The sequence below is a fragment of the Thermococcus sp. JdF3 genome (genome assembly GCF_012027495.1).
Classification (GTDB): domain Archaea; phylum Methanobacteriota_B; class Thermococci; order Thermococcales; family Thermococcaceae; genus Thermococcus.
Genome location: NZ_SNUK01000001.1, coordinates 102,393 through 123,470, shown reverse-complemented (window position 1 = coordinate 123,470; position 21,078 = coordinate 102,393). Strand labels below are relative to the sequence as shown.

Genomic DNA, 21,078 nt, shown 5'->3' with positions numbered 1-21,078 from the left:
ACACATCATTTTTAAGCCAAAGGTTTTAACTTCTGCCACTCAGACGAAAGCCTTAATTAGGTTTCACCCAAACACTGGATATTCGGAGGTGTTGTCATGGACAAAGTCTATCTCACGTGGTGGCAGATTGACAGGGCCATCTTCGCGCTCGCCGATGAGCTGAGAAAGAACTTCACGCCAGACGTTATCGTCGGCGTCGCGAGGGGCGGACTCATCCCGGCCGTGAGGCTCAGCCACATCCTCGGCGATCTGGAGGTCAAGGTCATCGACGTCAAGTTCTACAAGGACATCGAGGAGAGGATGGAGAAGCCGAAGATAACCATCCCGCTCCACGGCTCGCTGGAGGGCAAGAAGGTCGTCATCGTCGATGATGTCAGCGACACGGGAAAAACCCTCGAAGTCGTCATCGAAGAGGTCAAGAAGGCCGGGGCGAAGGAGGTAAAGGTCGCCTGCCTCAGCATGAAGCCCTGGACGAAGGTGGCTCCGGACTTCTACGTCTTCCGCACCGACAAGTGGATAGTCTTCCCCTGGGAGGAGTTCCCCGTCGTTGTGAGGGAGTAACATCTTTAACCCCCTCTCCCAACTTTTCTCGGTGGTGATATGAGGGCGTTCATAGCCATAGAGGTCAGCGACGAGGTTCGAGATAACCTGCTAAAGGCCCAGGAGAGGATAGGGAGCAAATCAGCCAAGATAAAGTTCGTCGAGAGGGAGAACTTCCACGTCACGCTCAAGTTCCTCGGGGAGATTGACGAAATAACAGCGGAGGAGGTCAAGAGAGCTTTGGGAGAGATAGCGAAGAAGCATAAAAAGCACCGCGTTCGCGTTAAGGGCATCGGCGTCTTCCCGAACCCGAACTACGTCCGCGTCATCTGGGCGGGCATAGAGAACGACGAGGGGATTAAGGCTATAGCGAGCGACGTCGAGCGCGAGATGAGGAGGCTCGGCTTCAAGAAGGACAAGGACTTCGTGGCCCACATAACCATAGGCAGGGTTAAGTTCGTGAGGGACAAGCTCGAACTGGCGATGGCGTTAAAAGACCTCGCCAACGAGGACTTCGGCGAGTTCGATGTCGAAGCCATAGAGCTGAAGAAGAGCACGCTCACGCCGAAGGGCCCGATCTACGAGACCGTCGCGAGGTTCGAACTGGCCGGGTGAGGTGTGGGAATGGACGTCGAGGCCGTTCTTCAAAAAATTCTTCCGAGAATACGCCCAACGGATGAGGAGAGGGCCTTCGTGGAAGACCTAATGAGGGAACTGAAGGCCATAGCAGAGGAGACCATCGAAAGCCTAGGCCTCGACGTTAAGCCCTACTTCGTCGGCTCCCTCGCGAAGGACACCTATCTGGCCGGCGACCACGACGTTGACCTCTTCCTGGCTTTCCCCCTCGATACTCCCCTGGGAGAGCTCCGGGAGAGAGGTTTAGAACTTGGCAAGACCATCGCCGAGAGACTCGACTCCCACGAAATCGCCTACGCCGAACATCCCTACGTGAGGGCAAGTTACAGGGGCGTGAAGGTCGACCTCGTTCCCTGCTACGACGTGGAAAGCTGGAGGGACGTGAAGACTGCCGTAGACCGCTCGATACTCCACAACCGCTGGGTTTTTGAGAACCTCAGGGGCAGGAACGACGAGGTAAGGCTCCTCAAGCGCTTTTTGAAGGGCATAAACGCCTACGGGAGCGAGATATACATCCGCGGATTCTCCGGTTACTTAGCCGAGATCCTCGTCATCAGGTACGGTTCATTCCTCGGAGTCCTTGAAAATGCCGACTTCATGCTGAGGCAGAAGATAATAGACCCTGGAAACTGGCTCAAGCGGGAGCACGAAACGGCCATGAAAACCGCCAGGCGTGAGGCCGAGGCCGACAGGCCTCTGATAGTCATCGACCCCGTCGACCCCAGGCGGAACGTCGCGGCAAACCTGGGCTGGGAACGCTACGGGGTTTTCTACTTCAGAGCAGCCCAGTTTCTGGAGGGTCCATCCGAGGGGTTCTTCTTTCCGCGGGGACAGAAAAGCGGAAGCTACCTCGCCGAACTGAGGAGGAAGGGAACCCACCTCGTGACGCTGGTCTTTCAGGCCCCGGACCTGGTGGATGACATCCTGCTCCCCCAGCTGGAGAGGAGCGCGCGGGGCTTCGAGAGGGCCCTCTCACGGGAGGGCTTCAAAGTCCTCGGCTGGAACGTCGGGCGTAAAAGTGGCAGGGCGTTCATAATGCTGGAGGTTGACAGGAGGGAGCGTGGGAGGGTAACGATAAAGCCCGGACCCGAGTTCTTCACAGAGCGGGGCCTGGACTTCTACCGGAAGAACGATAGGGTGTGGATTATAGGAAAGAGACTCTTCGCGGAAAAGGTTGTCAGGGAGGGAATAGTTGAGGTTATCCCCGAACTCCTGGAGAAGAACCAGGTTGCCATGGGTAAAAGCGTTAGAGAAAACATCAGGGACGCCGGGATAACCCTAGACTACGTCCCGAAGGAGCTGGAGAACGAAGCCTACCTCTTCCTGAGCAGAGAGAAGTGGAATCTGAAGGGCTAGAAGAAGGGTCTTCTTTCCCATCCCCTTCCTCTCCGCGTCCTCGAGTATGCGTTTGAGCTTCAGGTACTCCTTTCCACCGAGCTTCATCAACACGGGCCCCAGAAGGGACAACTCCCCCTCACGGCGTTTCTTTTCCTCCAACACTATCCCCCCCGTCTCCGGTAGTTTCTGATAGGGTAAGCAAGGTTTTAAAGATTAGGCCAACAAAATTAAATAACCAAACGTCCCGGAGAGGGTAGGGATATCATCCCAGGTGCTCACACCACTCGCGGTTCTCCCACTCCCCGTGAACCTCGCCCGGGATGTGGCCCGTATCAGCGACGGCCCAGTCGAGGTTGTAGTGCCCAATCAACGCTCTCAGCTCGCCCCTCAGGTCGCGCTTTCCAACGTAGAGGGCCGCCCTCGTCACGACATTGTAACCGCTGTTGGGAACCTCAGGTTTCAACGCATCGAGCCACGCCTTCTCACCCGTCTCCCAGCCCTCCAGGGAGGACATAGCAGAGAGGTCCCAGAGGTGGTAGAGGCTCTCGAAGTTGAGGAGCTTGAGGTAGGCCTCGATGAAGAGACCCTGAAGTTCATCGCCGTCGAAGTACTCCATCAGCTCTACGAGGGCCTTTGCCATGACCGAGACGTTGCCGAAGGCAACGCGCGTATCCAGGTTCTCCCAGAAGCGCGGGCAGGAGTGGTTGGCGAGGAGGGCAAGATAGTAAATCCTGCCGAGCTTCAGGGCATTCCGCTCCCCGGAGACGGGTTCAAGGACGTAATCGAGAGACGTTTCCATGTCAAAGTGGTCGTAGTAGTCCCTGAAGAAAATCCTCGCGTAGCGAACGAGGAACTCCTCAGCGTTATCGGCCCCAAGCTCCGCGAGGCCTTTCAGAACACCAAGCCTCACGGCCCTGTTGAGCTCCTCGAAGAGCCCTGTGAAGGCCACCTTCCAGAGCTGGGAGATTTTCCTTCCGCCCACTTCCCTCGCAAAAACCTTCCCATCGGCCCGTCTATAGCCAAGCCACCGGGAATCGCTCGTCTTCCCGTCGAGGCTTAAATCGAAGTAGTCGCTCCAGGCGGAGTGGTCCTTAACGGGCATCTCAAAGGAACATTCGCCGTCAAGGCGCTTGAACTCACCGGAGAGCTTCTTCCTTACGAACTCCATGGCGGAGACCCTTTCGACGCCGTTTCTCTCAAGTCCCTCCATCCAGGCGGTGAAGCGGTCGAGCTGTGCAGGGTTTCCGAGGAGGCTCTCAAGGTCGCTGGCCGTGAAGATTAGATAGGGAACGCCGAGGTTCTCCTTGTGGTCATCGTGGTAGGAGAGGGTCTCTCTAATCAGGCCGGGAACGTCAAGCGTATTGAAGGCGAAGGCGTCGCTTATGCCCCATTCCCTTCCGAAGACGAAGGAGCTTGAATAGCGGTTGCAGGAGTGCTTCGCCTGGGGAAAGTCGTAAAGGAGCTGTCTCTCATCGAGGAGAAAGACGAGCCTTTTGTCCGTCGATGACTCAACCAGTTGGGCGGTTCTTCTCGTTATAACCGCTTCGGGAAGCCAGTAGCCGATTACAGGCCGGTCACCCATCAGCGGGGCGTAGAAGTCAAAGGAGACCCTCGCCAGGATTCTCTGCTCAAACTCATCAAGGTGGGGAACTATCGGGTGGAATGGCATTGTAGGGACGGCGTCAAATCTCCGGAGAAGTTCAACGGTTTCTTCAAAGGCGCTTTTATGATAGCGAAGGAGCATCAGGAAGGTGAAGGGCTCGATGTCTATGCTCACGCCCTTCATGCGAGAGAGGGTATCGGCTATGTGCTCGTAGGAATAGAGCATCGCCCTCGTCCAGTTCTCACCCCGGACTTCTTCTCCACGGATTCTTATCGCAACGGGGCTTTTTCTCTCCTTGTACTCTATGGGTTTATCCCCGTCACCGTCTTTAACGTAGACGATGTCGCCGGGCTGGTAGGCGTGGAAGTGGTGGGCGTACTTCATCTCCATTGTCTCACCGGGAGTGATACATCACAGGCGCTTATTTGGATTTCGGAAAAATTAAAGAGCATTTTTACCCATATGTGCCCGATAGATTAATAAACCTGTGCATTGAGATTTGACCGGTGGGAAGATGGAGCGCGAATTCAGGAAGATTCTGGGCGAAGACCTGGCGAACTACCTCGAGCTCATGAGGGCGAAGCTGACCTTCGCTGAGGAGCTGTACGGGATAAAGATGAACTACGTGCCCCTCATCACGGAGGGGGAGATAGTAATCCTCGATAAGAACGACGGGAAAATTAAGTGGCTGAAGACCAAAAGACCGCTCACCCCCGAGGAGTTCAAAGCCTTAGCGGATAAAATAAAGGAAAACCTTGAGTCAGGGTACGTGGAAAGCCTGCTCACCATGAACATGTCCTGCGTCAACGGGCCGGGCGAGTAATCTTTTAAACCCCCCAGATAACCTAGCTCGATGAACCGCTCCGAGCTCGTACTCCTCGGCATCACGGCGATATGGGGCTTCACTTTCCCCGCCATGAAGGTTAGCCTTGCCTACCTGCCGCCGATACTCTTTCTGGCGTACCGCTTCGGCATAGCCTCGCTCCTGATGCTGCTGATTTTCCGCTCGAAGGTTCTCCGAAGGGAAACCTTTAAGGAGGGCTTCATTCTGGGAACGACCCTCTTCTTCGGCCACGGCTTTCAGATAGTCGGGCTGAAGTACACCACGGCCTCGAACTCCGCCTTCATAACCTCGCTCTACGTCGTCTTCACGCCCTTCATAGCCTACTTCCTGCTGGGGGATGGACTCAAGCTTAGAGATGCCGCTTCGCTCGCAATAGCCCTCACCGGCCTCTACCTCATCTCCGGAGCGAGCCTGAACTTCAATTACGGCGACATGCTCACGGTCCTGTGCGCCCTGAGTTTTGCCTTCCAGATAGTGCTCGTCCAGCGCTTTGGAGAGAAGGACTACCTCAGCCTGGCCTTCTGGCAGATAACGTGGAACTTCGTCTTTTCGCTGGCCTTTGCGCTCGTCGCCGAGCCGTTCACGTTCCCCACGGACCCCCTGCCATGGGCCGGAATCCTGTACACCTCGGTCTTCGCGACGGTGATAGCGTTCACACTCCAGGTGAAGCACCAGAGGAACACGAGGGCGCACAAGGCGGCGCTGATTTACTCCGCGGAGCCCATATTCGGCCACGTTGCGGCGTTTCTAACTATAGGGGAAATCCTAAGCGCCAAGGGCTACCTGGGTGCGGCGCTGATAATGGCGGGGATATGGAACGAGATCAGGAACAGCGAGTGAATGACAACAACAGGTAGTTTAAGAATAAAAGGTCAATAAATTCTGAGAGCAACTATTCTCCCGGGTGATACCGATGGTGCACGCGTACATCAGGGGGAGAACCAAGGAGCTTTCGAAGGAGGAAAGGGAGAAGCGCTACAAGTACCTCGGAACGGAGGCATAGACGTCGGAGACCCGGGACTTGACAGCATCCCTGAGTTCTACGGCATAGCAAATGCAATATGGCACGACTGGAAGGAGGGGAGATAGGCACCAGGACGGCGCTCGGAAGGCTCGCCATCCTCAAGCTGCTGACGTACAGGGCGAAGAATAGGAAAATCAAAGATATCCCCGAGGAGGAACTCGAGGAGATCAGGAAGTTCATAGACTACGTGATTCAGCTGACCTCCTCCCCGCCATAAAGGGCGAGCTTGAAGAGAGAAAAGGTCATAAAGAACGAGGGCAGGCGCAAAGGTGAGCCAGATGAAGAGGCGTCGGGTTTAAATCGTCCTTGCCTTAAAATCCGGTGGGGTCCCCACAATACCCCGGAAGAAGTGACCAAGGTCCATCGGGAAGGGCACCTCACCCAAAAACCTTATAAGCTCGCTTCCCAATTCTGCCCCGATGCCCATGAGGGGGGAGTGTTTTATCCTTCGCTTCGCCCGTTTCGCGGCCCTTGCTTGAAGCCCCCTATTCTGGGTTAGCCAGCCGTAAAGATCATTTCTGGAGGGTTTTGACATGATAAAGGAACCGGAGTTTAGGGAGTATACCCCAGGGAAGCTTGAGGAAAAGGTCGAGCGCTTTTGGGAGGAGAACAACACCTACGAGAAGGTGAAGACCGCGCGCCAGAACGGCCCGAAGTACTACTTCCTCGACGGGCCGCCCTACGTCAGCGGTGCAATACACCTCGGAACTGCCTGGAACAAGATAATCAAGGACATGGTGATAAGGTTCAGGACGATGCAGGGCTACAACGTCCGCAGGCAGCCGGGCTTCGACATGCATGGCCTTCCGATAGAGGTCAAGGTCGAGCAGGCCCTCGGGCTCAAGACCAAGAAGGACATAGAGACCGAGATAGGTGTGGACAACTTCATCAGGAAGTGCAAGGAGTTCGCCCTCAACAACCTCAAAGTGATGACCGGACAGTTCAGGCAGCTCGGCGTCTGGATGGACTGGGACAACCCCTACATGACGATAAAGAACGAGTACATCGAATCGGGCTGGTTCACGCTCAAGAGGGCCCACGAGAAGGGCCTGCTTGAGAAGGACAAGCGCGTTCTCCACTGGTGCCCGAGATGTGAGACTGCCCTGGCTGAACACGAGGTCCGCGGCGAGTACAAGATAAGGGAGGACCCGAGCATATACGTCAAGTTCCCGATAGAGGGCAGGGAGAACGAGTACCTCCTCATCTGGACGACCACGCCCTGGACCCTCCCGGCCAACCTCGCCGTCACCGTTCACGCAGACTACGACTACGCCAAGGTTAAGGTCGAGACCGAGAACGGAGAGGAGTACTGGATAATAGCGAAGGCCCTCGTTGAGAGGGTTCTGAGCGAGGTCGGCGTCAGGGGAGAGATAGTTGAGGAGTTCAAGGGCGAGGAGCTCGAGGGAGTGCGCTACGTCCACGTCCTCATGGACGAGTACCCGATCCAGAAGGAGTTCCGCGAGGGGTACGAGTGGGCCCACCGCGTAATCCTCGGCGAGCACGTGACGCTGGGGGAGGGTACCGGCCTTGTCCACACCGCCCCGGGCCACGGTGAGGAGGACTTCGAGATAGGCAGACAGTACGGCCTGCCGGTATACAGCCCGGTCGACGACGAGGGGCGCTACACCGAGGGCCACTGGAAGGGAACCTACGTCAAGGATGCCGATCCGGAGATAATAGAGCACCTCAAAGCCAAGGGCTACCTCGTGAAGGCCGGAACGATAGAGCACAAGTACCCCCACTGCTGGCGCTGCAAGACCCCGCTCATATTCAGGGCAACCGACCAGTGGTTCCTCAAGGTCAGCAAGGTTAAGGACCTCATAATCAAGGAGAACGACGAGAAGGTGACCTGGTATCCGGACTGGGTGAAGGTGCGCTACGATAACGGCGTCATGAACTCGGGCGACTGGGTCATAAGCAGGCAGCGCTACTGGGGCATACCGCTCCCGATATGGCAGAGCGAGGACGGCGAGATACACGTCGTCGGCTCGTTTAAGGAGCTGGTGGAGCTCAGCGTCGCGATAGAGGTTAACAGCGAGAGAATAGAGCTCCCGGAGAGCTACGAGGAGAAGCTCAGGGTCATCGAAGAGAAGCTCGGCCCGGAGGACCTGCACAGGCCCTACGTCGATGCCTTCATCATAAAGGTCAACGGCAAGGAGATGAGGCGCGTTAAAGACGTCGTTGACGTCTGGTTCGACAGCGGAATAGCGAGCTGGGCTTCCCTCGACTACCCGAGAACTGAGGAGAACTTCAGGAAACTCTGGCCGGCGGACTTCATAGTCGAGGGTGAGGACCAGGTCACCAAGTGGTTCTACTCCCAGCAGGCGGCCAGCGTCATAGCCTTCGACACCGTCCCCTACAGGCACGTGGCGATGCACGGCTACGTCCTCGACGAGAAGGGCGACAAGATGAGCAAGAGCCTCGGCAACATCATAAGGCCGGAGGAGGTCGTCCAGAAGGAGGGAAGGGACCCCTTCAGGTTCTACATGCTCTGGGCCACCAACCCCTGGGAGAACCTCAAGTTCAGCTGGAAGGGCCTGGCTCAGGTCAAGAGGATGCTCAACATACTCTGGAACGTCTACGTTTTGAGCGCCACCTACATGAGCCTGGATAACTTCGACCCGACGAAGCTCAAGCCGGAGGAGCTTCCGTTCCGCGAGGAGGATAGGTGGATACTCAGCAGGGTTAACGGGCTGATAGGCGACGTCACCGAGGGCATAGAGACCTTCAGACTCACAAGGGCGACCAGGGCGATATACCACTTCGTCGTTGAGGACCTCAGCAGGTGGTATGTCCGCCTAATCAGGAAGCGCATGTGGGTCGAGGGCGACGACCCCGACAAGCTGGCGGCATACTACACCGTCTGGAAGGTCTTCGACGTCCTGCTGAGGCTCATGGCGCCCTTCACGCCCTACATAGCCGAGGAGATATACCAGAACATGCTGAGGCCGTTCGTCGGAGTGGAGAGCGTCCACCTGCTCGACTGGCCTAAGGTCGAGGAGGGCACCAGGGACGAGGAACTTGAGAGGGAGATGGAATACGTCAGGAGGATAGTCGAGGCCGGCTCAAGCGCAAGACAGAGGGCCAGGATAAAGCTCCGCTACCCGGTCAGGAGGATAATCGTCGAAACCGAGGACGAGACCGTGAAGAAGGCCGTCGAGAGACTCAACAGAATACTCCGCGACCAGCTCAACGCCAAGGAGGTCGTCGTTGGCAAGGTAGAGAGGGAGCTCGTCATAAAGCCGAACTTCGCTAAGGTCGGTCCGGAGTTCAAGGGAGATGCAAGGCTCGTGATAGCGTGGATAAACGAGCACGGCAGAGAGCTCTACGAGAGGGGCGAGATGGACGTTGAGATTGAAGGAAAGACCTTCCACCTCACCAGGGAGCACCTGAGCATAGAGGAGAAGCTGCCGGACTTCTTCGTTGCCGAGGAGTTCGAGGGCGGAAGAGTCTTCGTGGACAAGACCCTCACGAGGGAGCTCCTCTCTGAGGGCCTCGCGAGGGAGTTCGTCAGGAGGATACAGGAGATGCGCAAGAGGCTTGACCTCGACGTGAACGACAGAATCGTTGTCACCATAGAGACCACCGACGAGAACCGCGAGCTCCTCAGCGAGAACCTCGACTACGTGATGAAGGAGACCAGAGCTGTGGAAGTTCGCTTCGGGGAAGCCAAGGGCTACGTCGTCGAGTGGCCAGAGGTTCAGGCGAAGATAGGGATTGAGAGAGTTGAAAACTGACTTTTTACCCTTTCTTCCTATCCAACAGTTTGGGGAGCAAGACGAAGATTAAAACGCCCCAGATTAGAACTAGGAGATTTCTGCCAGCATCACTCAGCGAGGGGAGTTTTGAAATACCAAAGCTTCCCACCAAGAACATGGCGAGTTTCAGTAACCCCGATGGATGCCCTTCATTGTTGCTACCAATGAATTCCTCAACCTCCTCCGCGTTCCTAAACTTCTTCACTATGATAAACTTCATTCTCAATCACCTCGATAGTGGTTTACCGGAAAAATATTAAAAAACTGTTCATTCTTCATAACCGTCATGTGGCTAATCCCCTTCTCAGCTACAGCACCGTTGAGATGAGAATTATAATTATCTTGAACAAGCCAAGCAAGGGCTAAATACATAAAAGTTAAAATGTTGGAGTCGGTAACATATAGCAACGGTGATCTAAATGATAAGGGACAACTATTCACACCATGATGAAGTCAAAAGAACCATTGTGAATATTCTCAGGTTTTATGGGTTTAACGCGAGGGAAGAAGAACCTGCACTCCTCCCCGAAGGGGGTTACGGAAGGGTTGATGTTGTTGGTAAAAAGGACTCCGTAACTATAGGGGTCGAAGTAATTGATAAGGGAGATGTCGCAAGAGATGCGAGAAAACTTGTCTTAAATGGATACACCTACAAGTACATCGTCACACTAAATCCCTCAAAACATGTTAGCAAAGTCATTGTTGATGGAGAGGTAGTAAAAGTCCTCACTCCAGATGTTTTTGAACATGAGCTACGTAAAGACTTGAAAATAACACCAATGCACCCGTATTTTTCCCGTGAGGACAGAAAAACGCCAGCTATTGAAATTGTCAATACTCAAAACTCTGTTCTCCGTGAGGTTGAGGATGAACTACAAGAGCTGGGACTGGATAATTTCGTTGAAGACGTTTTTGATGCCCTGCGAATAATTTATATCTCTGGATCGCTTCAAGTGGAGCAAAGAGTTGGATATAATCCTGCCGCGAGAATCCCAGGAGAATACGAGAGTGTTAATTTGCCTCCACAGGTTATTACCATTCTCGAAAAGTTAAGGTTAGCGAGCTCAGAGAGAGTTGGAGTGGGATACGACAGGAAACTAATATTACGGCCCAATGAACGAAGTATACTTATTGGTCGTGCCCTTGTCAATCGTCTAATACAAAAACACAATGGAGAATTAAATAGACTCATAGAGGATCATGGGGCAGAGATATGGATGACACTGGTAGGTTCTCTATCTCGGAATGATAAGATTGTTTACGAGATTCATCCCTTAGAAAAACTGTACGATGGTGCAATTTATCAACCAAAAAAGAGCAAGAAAAACCTTGTAGAAGAACTAACTTCAACAGTTGTTAGATCTCATCTAACAACAGCTCCAGCTCGATATGCTCCATCTGTGTATCTTCTCACCAGATTTTTGTCTAAAACAACACTTAGAGATTTTGCCCTTAGATTTTTTGAAGAACTAGAAAGACTCGGACTTGCAATACGGGACTATGAATACGACTCCCGGTGGCGTCCAACAAGTGAGGTTTACAAAGTTCCTCAAGAGGTTTTTGAATTTTTCATAGCCAGAACAAGCCCACCTCAACACTTTGCGTACTATGCCCAGCGGCTTGCCATGTATTATGTCATCGCCAAAGTTGCCGATGTTACAGACCCATCTACAGCAAGAAGCACTTTCGTAGAGCTCATTAGAGCCCTAGAAGTTTCTGAAAATGAGATAGCAACAGTATTAAACGAAATGAACCAACTGGGAATAACATCCCGTCTTGTTAACAGAGAGGATGCTTCTCCGTTCATTGTGCTAGACAAAAGGGCATTTAGAAAACATTTAGCCAACAAAATTAGGGAAATAATAAGCCATTTTTAAACATAGTATTTCAATTTTCGTCCCACTGAACTATTTAAAGGTGAAGGTTATCAACGAGCATTCCCCAAGCAACCCACAGCTCCGCGAGGACGATGAGAGTCAATGCCAGCGCTGTCAGCTTTCCAGCCTTTCTCGGCCCGTAGAGGCCGATTATACCGAACAGAAAGTTTAGGCCCGAAAGCTCAAGGAGAGCGACCACCAACTCCGCGTTCCTTCCAAATGCCACCATCTTCCCAATAAAATCATCACTCGCTGGATAGTTTGAATGAAGCGCTATGAGCCTGACCGCGACGAGGACTGCCGTGCAGAGGAGGTTCTGCTTTATGGGAACCCCAATCAAAAGCCCCCTGTCCGGCTCCCTCCCGGTGAAGAGCCGGTAGAGGGAATGGGGAAAGATAATAACCCAGATGACCATTGAGACCAAGAGAACGAAGAAGGCAATGATTTCAGCAAACATTGCAACTCCGCTTAGAAGTCCCATCATTGGGTCTCCCGTCGCCAGAAGGGCCCACGCAAAGATACCCCAGAAGACAAGGGCGTCGCCGACGATATTGAACACCTCTTTCGGAAGGTAGAGCCTCCCGTGGGTTTTCTCGATTATCTCCGGAAGGTGCCTTATGTCATTGCGGGAGTAGCCGTAGCGTTCAAGGGCTTTTCCTACGAAGTAAAGGGCAGCGGCGATGAAGACTCCAAGGAGGAAGAAAACGATTAGAAGGCTAACGGCGTTTAGGCGTTCCCGCATTGGAGGGACGATAAGCCAGAGGGCGAACCAAAAGACGACAATGAATGCCCAGGGAAGGAGGTAGTCCCTGACAAAGACCCGCATGGTGGTTAATATTCCCGAAGGTAAATAACCTTTTCGAAACCCTTATAACTTATGCCCCCGTAAGTTACTTACGGTGGCGTAAGTGCTGTTCGACCTGAGACCGAAGAGCAGGAGAGAGGAGATTTTTGACAGGGACGAGGAGTTTAGGGAGCTGGAGAGGAGCATTGAGAGGTATCCCCTAACGCTCCTCCTCGGCATAAGGCGCGTTGGAAAGAGCTCCCTGCTCAGGGCGTACCTCAGCGAGAACCCGGGGATCCTGATAGACTGCAGGGAACTCTATGCCGAGAGCGGGCACATAGCTAGAGAAGACCTCGTGAGAGAACTCCAGTCGAAGGGAATTCTGATGCAGAGGGTTCTCTCCAAGTTCCGGCTAAAGCTGAACCTGAGGTTCCTTGAGGTCGAGCCAAGGGGAGCATCGCTGAGGGAGATTTTCAGGGAGCTGAACGAGGTCGGTGAGAAAACCGGGAGGTTCATCATCGCCTTTGACGAAGCCCAGTACCTCCGGTTCTACGGTTCAAGGGGTGGAAAAGAGCTGCTGGCGCTCTTTGCTCACGCCTACGACAGCCTGCCGAACCTCAGAATAGTGCTAACGGGCTCAGAGGTCGGTCTGCTCCACGACTTCCTGGGCATAGGTGACTACGGGAGCCCGCTCTACGGCAGGGTGGGGGGAGAGGTTTACGTGAGGCCCTTCGATGGAGAAACCTCGAAGGCGTTCTTAAAGGCAGGTTTCAAAGAGGCGGGTGTTGAGGTATCCGAAGAGGACATTGAAAAAGCAGTATCGGTACTCGATGGAATCCCCGGCTGGCTCGTCCTGTTTGGGGCGAAATACCTTGAGAAGGGGAGCTTCCAGGAGGCCATGAACGCCACGCTGGAGGTTGCCAAAGGGCTCATCTTCGGCGAGCTCTCAGAGCTCGAGAAAAGGAGCAGGCGGTACATTGGAATCTTGAGAGCAATAGCTATGGGTTACAACCGGTGGAGCCTCATACGCGACTACCTGGAGCTCAAGAAGATGAGAACCCCCGAGCCGAGACTCCATGAGCTGTTGAAGAACCTGAAGAAGATGGGGTGGGTTGAAGAGAAAAACGGTGAGTACAGCCTCACGGATCCACTCGTAAAGCTCGCCCTGGAATGAGCTATGGCAGTGGAACCCTCTCCACCTCTATCCTGTCCCACGTCGGATACTCCTCCACGATGAAGAACCTCACGTCGCCCTCGATAGCCTCGGCGAGCTCAACCGCTACCTCCTCCGGCATCTCTATCCTGCCCCTCTTGCGGTTGATGTAGAGCCACTCAGGCGGGACCTCGGCCTCCTCCACGAGGAGCGTGTAGAGTTCGTCGAGGTCATCGTATTCCGCTATGCCGAAGCGGAGCGTCCCGTCCTCGGTTATCTCCATGTAGGGCCTTGCAACGTTCCTCGCCATCCTCCTCAGCCTGTTCTTGAGCTGGACCGCATCCTTCAGCCTGGCCGTGCACAGGTGGTAGCTCAGGGAGGTGTTCTCCTCGCCCCATTCGAGGAGCTTCAGGCCCAGCTCAAGGGAGCCTTTGATGGCCGCGCTCTCATCGCTTATTGGCCTGTACCCCCTGTCGAGAATCGCCCTCAGGTTCGTCTCGCTGAACTCCAGCTCGTTCACGTTGAGGAACTTAGCCCCAAGGTCATCGAGAAACTCCGCGTACCACTTCATTCTCTCGAACCCTCCCGGAATCGATGGGATTTCGCCGCCGACGTCCCAGTCGAAGTCGAAGGCGTTCCTTATGTTCTCTATCTCGATCCTGAAGAGCTTCGAGTTCGGGTTGAACAGATCGGGGTGGAATCGTATCTCATCCAGACCTGCATCGTAGAGCTTTTCGAGGTTCTTCTTGGTCGCCAAGGCACCCGTCGTATACAGATGAACGTGGAAGTTTTCGCCAAAGGCCCCCTTGAGGGCGCGGATATACTCAGCCGTTCTGTCGAGCCTCGTCAGAGGGTCGCCGCCGGTAACGCCGGTCCCCCTCGCCTCCATCAAAAGGGCCTCCTCGATCACGTCGTCCAAGCTTTTGACGGGTCTCTCATTGGCGTAAACAACATCGCCCATTCTGTGCTCGCTCAGCGGGCAGTAGAAGCAGTCCCTCGGGCAGACCCCGGTTGTGAAGAGGACGAGCTTCTCACCCCTGACGCAGAGCTGACAGCCCTTAGGAAGCTCTCTCACAGCGTATGAAAAGTAAGGCGTCTCCCAGACCATCCACTCACCTCGCTAACCCTAAACGCGGGGGAGAGCTTAAAAAGGTTGGCGGGCAAAGTTGTGCAGATGCCTATGAGGGAGAAGCCGAAGTACCTGCCGCCCACCCTGAGGGACAAGCACCGCTACATAGCCTTTCAGGTCATCGGGGAGAGGCCGTTTAAGAAGGATGAGATAAAGAGGGCCATATGGGATGCGAGCATCTCAGCGCTGGGAACCCTCGGCTCGGCGAGGGCAAAGCCCTGGTTCATCAAGTTCGACGAGAAGAGCCAGACCGGAATCGTCAGAGTTGATAGGAAGCATGTGGAGGAACTGCGCTTCGCCATGACGCTTGTTACGGAGATAAACGGTTCGAGGGCCATATTCAGAACCCTCGGTGTTTCCGGAACGATAAAAAGATTGAAAAGGAAGTTCCTGGCCGGGTACGGCTGGCGCTAGCGGAGGAACGGGACAGCCCTGTCAACCGTCCCCCCGTAAACTTTCATGTACCTCCCGCAGGCGTTCTCCCACGTGAAGTCGTTTCTGGCCCTTCTCTTTCCGTTCTCGCGGAGCTTTCTCAATGTTCCCTCGTCCAGCTCCTTGGCGAGAACCATTGCCCTCGCCAACGCGAAAGCGTCCCTCGGGGGGACGAGCAGTCCCGTGGCGTTCTCCGGGTCGGAGTTGAGGTCTATTACGGTATCCTTTATCCCCCCAACGGCACTTCCTATCGGAACCGCGCCGAGGCACATGGCTTCAAGCTGCACCAGACCAAAGGGCTCGAAGTAGGAGGGAATTATCACGAAGTCCACCGAACCGTAGAGCTCTCTGACGGTTTCCCTGCCGAGGAGCTCGGTAACCACCCTGACGTTCTCGGGGAAGCGGTTTCCCACGGCTCTGGCCCAGGCCTCAAGCTCCGGATCGCCCTTGCCGATTATGATGAACCTCATCTCTTTAAAGGCAGGGTCGGCTGAGAGAACCTCTATCGCCCGGAGGAGGGTGTCAACGCCCTTCTGAGCTTTGTCAAAGCGTCCTATGAACATGAAAGCCTTCCCATCGCTCAGGCCGAAGCGCTCCAGAACGCGCCTCCTTCTCTCCTCCCTGGGAAGGTCCTTCGTCTCCATGAGCTCCTCGTTCCAGAAGGAGCAGTCTATACCGTTGAAGACGTGCGTAACCTTACCCTCGAAGTGCTTGAAGAAATTCCACTCCTCCCACAGATAGCTTCTGCTCACTGTCGTGACCATGTCGGCGATGTAGCAGGCGGTATGCTCGGGGTCTATCCCGGGGTAGGGGGCGAGTTCAGGGAGATTGGCTTCATCGAAGTAGCGAGCTGGAATCTTCGCCTTGTTGAGCCTGTGGACCGTGAAGACGCTCCTTGTCCCGAAGTACTTCTTCAAGAGGCCGAGGGCAAAGACGGTGTGCCAGTCGTGGGCGTGGATTACGTCCGGCTTGAAGGTTTCAATAAGCTCGTTCATCAGCCCGACGCTCGCCTTTCCAAAGAGAACCGCTTTCCTGAGCAGGCCCTCCCAGCTCGGGCCGTAAACATCGGGCTCGCTGAGGAGTCCCCCGCCGAGGGAGTAGACAACCACCCCGTTCTGCTCACGCTTTCTGACGGTTATCGAAACCTCCCCGCCGGAGGCCGAAACCCTGAAGGAGCCGAAGACTTCGCCGAGGTTTCTACCGTGGTCGGGGGTGAAAACGACGACCTCGTTTCCCAGTTCGGCAAGCCCCTCGGCTATGCTCGTCACGGCCTCGGCAAGGCCGCCCACCTTAACGGGCAGGTACTCAAACCCAAGGATAAGAATCCTCATTGACACCACCTACCTGATGAACCAGTGGATGGGAGATGAAGAAGGAAAAGAACCGCTCAATCGAGGAGGATGAACTTCTCGCCCTCGACGTCCTCGAAGTAGCTGCCGATACCGCCGATCTTCCACTCCTTTCCGCCGGCATTCACGGTTATGTTGGCGGTGAGCGGGGTGTACTCGTATTCGGTTATCTCCCCGTCTAGGGTCACCGGCTCCTTCGTGTCAACGAGCCTCCCGATGACCTCGATCTTCCTCGGCAGCTCGACGTACTTGAGGACGGTTATGAGCGTCCTGATGTTGACGAGGGAGAGGGGCTTCGGTGCCGCGGCATAGTTGAGGGGTTTGATTATCTCGCTGTTGTCGAGATAGATGGTGTAGAACCAGTGCATGTAGTTCTGGATTATCTTGGGGCTCTTGGCCCAGAAGGAGTAGAACTTCTCCCTCCTCTTGTCCTTCGGGAGGGCACCGAAGAACAGGGCGTAGTCGATGTCGCCGATTATCCAGCTGGCCATGAGCCAGGGGGCGCCCCCGCTCCTCGCGAGGATTATGTTGTTCCCCTTGAGCCAGTCGGGTATCTCATCGAAGTTGCTGATTATGACGAAGACTATGTCCTTCCTCGCGCGTATCTCGCTCTTGAGCAGCTTGAGAAACTCAAAGGGGGTGTTTATCAGAACCTCGTGCTTGGCGGTCCTTATCACGTACTCCGCGCGCTCAACGGTGTTTTCAAAGCCCTGGATGGTCCATATCTCGGGCAGATCCTCGCCGTGAACCTCGCGGTAGAGCTCGAGAAACGCAACCTTGAGGTTCTCAACATCCTCTATGAAGTCCTCCTTTATTTTCTCCAGAACAACCTCCGGGTTGACCGGCTTGTACAGGCGAGGGGAGCCCTGCATGACGTCAACAAACCCCTTCCTGTGGAGGGAGCTGAGGACGTCGTAAACCCTCGTGTGGGGAATACCGCTCTCCTTCGTTATGTCCGTAGCCTTGCTCGGGCCGAGTTTGAGGAGCGTTATGTATGCGAGGCTCTCGTACTTCGTGAGACCGAGCTTCTGAAGCTTTTCAACTATTTCCTCTTCGTTCATACCGAGACCTCCAATCTTTTAAGTTTCACTCGCGATAGTTTATTCATCACTGGTGATATCTTGGGTGATGAAAGTGTATAAAATTTTCGGGTTCAAACCGGACCGGAAATTCGGGAGGGTCGCGATCGTCGAGTTCTCGATTCCAGCGGGACCAGGGAGAAAGTACGCGTACCTGCTCGGGAGCTTCAACGCGTTCAATGAAGGCTCCTTCAGGATGAGGAAGGAAGGGGACCGCTGGAGGACGGCTGTAAAGCTGCCTGAGGGGATCTGGCACTACGCGTTCTCCATCGACGGCGAGTTTACCCCCGACCCCGAAAACCCCAGACGGGAGGTCTACAGGAGGCTCTCGTACAAATTTGAAAGGGAAACGAGCGTCGCGGTTATCGACGGTGGGGACTGGCCCTTTCACGCGCCGAGCGCGACCTATCTCTACACCGTTGCCGGAAGAACCCACGTTCTCCTGAGTGCGAAAGCGGGGGCAGTCACCAAGGCCACCCTCGTCCTCCCGGAAAGCGAGGGCATGGTTGGGATGAGGAGAAAAGCCCGGGATGGGCTGTTCGAGTACTTCGAGGCAGTCCTGCCCGGAGACGGCGAACTGGAGTACTCCTTCGAGATTCAGACGCGGAAAGGCCAGATAAAGAGAATGGGACCATTCAGGGCCGTTCCATACCGCCCGGAAACTCCCCGCTGGGTCTACGAGAGGGTTTTTTACCAGATAATGCCCGACAGGTTTGAGAGAGGCCTGCCCGGAACGCCCAGGGGAAGGGCATTCAGGGGCGAGGAGTCCCACGGCGGCGATTTGGCCGGAATAATAAAGAGGCTGGGGCACCTCGAAGAACTCGGCGTCAACGCCCTCTACCTCACCCCCATCTTTGAGTCCATGACGTACCACCGCTACGACGTCACCGACTACTTCAGTATCGACAGAAAGCTCGGAGGATGGGGGGTCTTCAGGGAGCTGGTGAGGGAACTCAAAAAGCGGGACATCAGGCTGATTCTCGACGGGGTTTTCCACCACACGAGCTTCTTCCACCCGTACTTCCAGGATGTGGCGAGGGCAGGGGAAAGAAGTAAGTACCGGGGGTTCTACCGCATAACAGGCTTTCCCGTCGTTCCCGAGCAGTTCCTGAGGATTCTGCATTCGGAAGAATCATGGATCGAGAGGTACCAGCGGATGAAATCCCTGGACTGGAACTACGAGAGCTTCTACTCGGTGTGGCTGATGCCGAGGCTCAACCACGACAGCCCGGAGGTAAGGAAGTTCATCCGGGGGGTAATGGAGTACTGGCTCGAGAGGGGAGCGGACGGCTGGCGGCTGGACGTCGCTCACGGCGTTCCACCGGAGCTCTGGAGGGAGATGCGGAAGGCCATGCCAGAGGAGGCGTACCTCGTTGGGGAGGTCATGGACGACCCCCGGCCCTGGGTTCCCGACGCATTCCACGGTACCATGAACTACCCCCTCTACGAGCTCATTCTCAGGTTCTTCGCGGAGGGTGAAATCGACGCGGGGGAGTTCCTCAACGGCCTGGAGCTGCTGAGCGCCCACCTGGGCCCCGTGGAGTACGCGATGTACAACTTCCTTGACAACCATGACACCGAACGCTTCCTCGACCTCGTGGGGGACAGGCGGAGATACCTCTGCGCCCTGGCCTTCCTGATGACCTACAAGGGAATTCCATCGATATTCTACGGCGATGAAATTGGACTCAGAGGACGGCTGGGCGGTGGCCTGAGTGCCGGGAGGGCGTCCATGGTATGGGACAGGGGGAAGTGGGACACTGAGATTTTCGAAACCACGAAACGGCTGATACGGCTCAGAAGGAGGAGCAGAGCGCTTCAGCTCGGCGAGTTCGTGCCCGTAAGGTTCCAGGGGCGCACGATGATATACGAGAGGGTTCTCGGGGACGAACGGGTCAGGGTGGAGATCAGGTACTCGATGGAACCTGAGGACTGCGTGTTCCATGTGACGACACCCTGACGTCTTCTCCCGGGGGATGAGGGGAAGGGGCAGATGGCACCCCACGGACAGACAGCCCATCCCCGGCCCGTCCCCTATGGTCCACTCTTTTCATGGAGGACTAACTATGTGCACGGCCAGCAACTCTGATCAAAGAAGCGCAAGATATATATATCACCGTCGATGATACTATATCACCCAAAATCAAGGCGGGTGATAAAGGTATGAAGAAAGGACTGTTTGCCCTGCTTTTGGTGGGGGTTTTGGTTCTCAGCGTTGTGGCCAGCGGCTGTATATCCCCCGGAGGGGAGAGCCCGAGTTCAACGACGACCAGCTCCCCCAGTCCAACCGAGACCACCACGAGCTCACCGAGTTCAACCACCTCCAGCCCGAGCCCCACTGAGACCACCACTACCCCGCCCGAGACGGAGTGCGGAAGCGGGGAGGTCGTCATCTGGCACGCCATGCAGCCCAACGAACTCGAGGTCTTCCAGAGCCTCGCCGAGGAGTACATGGCCATGTGCCCGGACGTCACCATAACCTTTGAGCAGAAGCCCGAGCTTGAGAGCGCCCTCAAGGCTGCCATACCCACCGGCCAGGGGCCGGACCTCTTCATCTGGGCTCACGACTGGATAGGCAAGTTCGCGGAGGCCGGCATGCTCGAGCCGATTGATGATTACGTCACCGATGACGTCCTCAACGGCTTCGCCCCGATGGCCCAAGAGGCCATGCAGTACAAGGGGCACTACTACGCTATGCCCTTCGCGGCCGAGACTACCGCGCTCATATACAACAAGGACATGGTGAGCGAGCCGCCCAAGACCTTCGACGAAATGAAGGCGATAATGGAGCAGTACAACGACCCGGACAATGAGAAGTACGGAATAGCGTATCCGCTCAACGCCTACTTCCTCTCGGCCTGGGCCCAGGCCTTCGGTGGCTACTACTTCGACGACCAGAGTGAGATGCCCGGTCTCGACCAGCCCGAGACGATAGACGGTTTCGAGTTCTTCTTCCAGAACATCTGGCCGTACATGGCCCCGACCGCAGACTACGGAACCCAGCAGAGCATATTCCTTGAGGGCCGTGCTCCCATGATGATAAACGGCCCGTGGAGCATAAGCGACGTTAAGAAGGCCGGAATAGACTTCGGCGTCGTCCCGCTCCCGCCGATAACCAAGGACGGCAAGGAGTACTGGCCAAGGCCGTACGGTGGAGTCAAGGACATCTACTTCGCGGCCGGTATAAAGAACAAGGAGGCCGCCTGGAAGTTCGTCAAGTGGTTCACCACCACCCCAGAGGTCATCAAGGAGCTCTCACTCCAGCTCGGTTACATCCCCGTTCTCACCCCCGTTCTCAACGACCCGGACATCAAGAACGACCCCGTTATCTACGGCTTCGGGCAGGCCGTTCAGCACGCGTACCTGATGCCCAAGAGCCCGAAGATGGGCGCCGTCTGGGGCGGCGTCGATGGAGCAATCAACGAGATACTCCAGGACCCGGAGAACGCCGATATAAAGGCCATACTCGAGAAGTACCAGCAGCAGATACTCGACAACATGAACGGCTGAAGCCTTTCTCCTTTTTCATACC

At 55.4% G+C, this 21,078-nt stretch carries 18 protein-coding genes and 1 pseudogene; 12 read left to right on the top strand and 7 right to left on the bottom strand.

The window, feature by feature from the left end; all coding sequences use genetic code 11:
* Positions 1–96 precede the first annotated feature (96 nt).
* From E3E42_RS00600 to cca, 3 genes are read left to right on the top strand one after another with little or no spacing between them, the layout of a single operon-like run.
* The gene (locus tag E3E42_RS00600; protein ID WP_167902188.1) at positions 97–561 is read left to right on the top strand and encodes a phosphoribosyltransferase; all 465 of its coding nucleotides are present in this window, start codon (positions 97–99) and stop codon (positions 559–561) included.
* A 39-nt stretch (positions 562–600) separates the two neighbouring features.
* Positions 601–1,155: an RNA 2',3'-cyclic phosphodiesterase gene (thpR, locus tag E3E42_RS00595; protein WP_167902187.1), complete on the top strand. Its 555-nt coding sequence runs from the start codon at positions 601–603 to the stop codon at positions 1,153–1,155.
* Between the two features lie 9 nt (positions 1,156–1,164).
* A complete protein-coding gene (cca, locus tag E3E42_RS00590) occupies positions 1,165–2,532 on the top strand; it encodes a CCA tRNA nucleotidyltransferase (protein ID WP_167902186.1) in 1,368 nt (455 codons plus the stop codon).
* Here the strand turns inward: cca and E3E42_RS00585 are convergent.
* Both E3E42_RS00585 and E3E42_RS00580 read right to left on the bottom strand, forming a co-directional pair.
* Positions 2,455–2,673 carry a hypothetical protein gene (locus E3E42_RS00585; protein ID WP_167902185.1) on the bottom strand — a complete coding sequence of 73 codons (219 nt, stop codon included), beginning with the start codon at positions 2,671–2,673 and terminating at the stop codon, positions 2,455–2,457. The genes cca and E3E42_RS00585 overlap by 78 nt on opposite strands.
* A 103-nt stretch (positions 2,674–2,776) precedes the next feature.
* The gene (locus tag E3E42_RS00580; RefSeq protein ID WP_167902184.1) at positions 2,777–4,507 is read right to left on the bottom strand and encodes a glycoside hydrolase; all 1,731 of its coding nucleotides are present in this window, start codon (positions 4,505–4,507) and stop codon (positions 2,777–2,779) included.
* 124 nt (positions 4,508–4,631) lie between these two features.
* On the opposite strand from E3E42_RS00580, the gene E3E42_RS00575 reads away from it, so the two are divergent.
* From E3E42_RS00575 to ileS, 4 genes and pseudogenes are all read left to right on the top strand, one after another.
* Positions 4,632–4,940 (top strand): hypothetical protein, encoded by a 309-nt coding sequence (locus tag E3E42_RS00575; protein ID WP_167902183.1) that lies wholly within the window; start codon positions 4,632–4,634, stop codon positions 4,938–4,940.
* Positions 4,941–4,970: 30 nt separating this feature from the next.
* Complete coding sequence (locus E3E42_RS00570; RefSeq protein WP_167902182.1) at positions 4,971–5,801, top strand: DMT family transporter; 831 nt, start codon at positions 4,971–4,973, stop codon at positions 5,799–5,801.
* Between the two features lie 73 nt (positions 5,802–5,874).
* Positions 5,875–6,271: pseudogene (locus tag E3E42_RS00565) on the top strand (hypothetical protein); the annotation flags it as partial.
* 247 nt (positions 6,272–6,518) lie between these two features.
* Positions 6,519–9,722, top strand: a complete 3,204-nt coding sequence (ileS, locus tag E3E42_RS00560) for an isoleucine--tRNA ligase (protein WP_167902181.1) — start codon at positions 6,519–6,521, stop codon at positions 9,720–9,722.
* A gap of 4 nt (positions 9,723–9,726) precedes the next feature.
* Here ileS and E3E42_RS00555 read toward each other — a convergent pair whose 3' ends face one another.
* Entirely contained in the window at positions 9,727–9,963 is a 237-nt protein-coding gene (locus tag E3E42_RS00555; protein ID WP_167902180.1) for a hypothetical protein, read from the bottom strand.
* Between the two features lie 199 nt (positions 9,964–10,162).
* Between E3E42_RS00555 and E3E42_RS00550 the strand changes: the two genes are divergently transcribed.
* Positions 10,163–11,620 (top strand): hypothetical protein, encoded by a 1,458-nt coding sequence (locus E3E42_RS00550; protein ID WP_167902179.1) that lies wholly within the window; start codon positions 10,163–10,165, stop codon positions 11,618–11,620.
* Between the two features lie 34 nt (positions 11,621–11,654).
* Here the strand turns inward: E3E42_RS00550 and E3E42_RS00545 are convergent, their stop codons facing one another.
* Positions 11,655–12,446, bottom strand: coding sequence for a hypothetical protein (locus E3E42_RS00545; RefSeq protein ID WP_167902178.1), 792 nt, complete (start codon positions 12,444–12,446; stop codon positions 11,655–11,657).
* 82 nt (positions 12,447–12,528) lie between these two features.
* Between E3E42_RS00545 and E3E42_RS00540 the strand changes: the two genes are divergently transcribed.
* Positions 12,529–13,578, top strand: a complete 1,050-nt coding sequence (locus E3E42_RS00540) for an ATP-binding protein (protein ID WP_167902177.1) — start codon at positions 12,529–12,531, stop codon at positions 13,576–13,578.
* 1 nt (position 13,579) lies between these two features.
* On the opposite strand, the gene E3E42_RS00535 is transcribed toward E3E42_RS00540, so the two are convergent.
* Positions 13,580–14,665 (bottom strand): radical SAM protein, encoded by a 1,086-nt coding sequence (locus E3E42_RS00535; RefSeq protein WP_167902176.1) that lies wholly within the window; start codon positions 14,663–14,665, stop codon positions 13,580–13,582.
* A gap of 72 nt (positions 14,666–14,737) precedes the next feature.
* Here E3E42_RS00535 and E3E42_RS00530 point away from each other — a divergent pair, with 72 nt between their 5' ends.
* On the top strand, positions 14,738–15,100 hold the full coding sequence (locus tag E3E42_RS00530; RefSeq protein ID WP_167902488.1) for a ribonuclease P protein component 2: 363 nt from the start codon (positions 14,738–14,740) through the stop codon (positions 15,098–15,100).
* Here E3E42_RS00530 and E3E42_RS00525 read toward each other — a convergent pair.
* Positions 15,097–16,449 (bottom strand): glycogen synthase, encoded by a 1,353-nt coding sequence (locus E3E42_RS00525; RefSeq protein ID WP_167902175.1) that lies wholly within the window; start codon positions 16,447–16,449, stop codon positions 15,097–15,099. The two genes, E3E42_RS00530 and E3E42_RS00525, sit on opposite strands and share 4 nt — an antisense overlap.
* Positions 16,450–16,505: 56 nt before the next feature.
* Positions 16,506–17,528, bottom strand: coding sequence for an HTH-type sugar sensing transcriptional regulator TrmBL1 (gene trmBL1 / locus E3E42_RS00520; protein ID WP_058939353.1), 1,023 nt, complete (start codon positions 17,526–17,528; stop codon positions 16,506–16,508).
* Positions 17,529–17,595: 67 nt separating this feature from the next.
* Between trmBL1 and E3E42_RS00515 the strand changes: the two genes are divergently transcribed.
* Both E3E42_RS00515 and E3E42_RS00510 read left to right on the top strand, forming a co-directional pair.
* Positions 17,596–19,506, top strand: a complete 1,911-nt coding sequence (locus E3E42_RS00515; protein WP_206205922.1) for an alpha amylase N-terminal ig-like domain-containing protein — start codon at positions 17,596–17,598, stop codon at positions 19,504–19,506.
* Positions 19,507–19,709: 203 nt separating this feature from the next.
* Entirely contained in the window at positions 19,710–21,056 is a 1,347-nt protein-coding gene (locus E3E42_RS00510; protein ID WP_167902174.1) for an extracellular solute-binding protein, read from the top strand.
* The last annotated feature ends 22 nt before the right edge of the window (positions 21,057–21,078 follow it).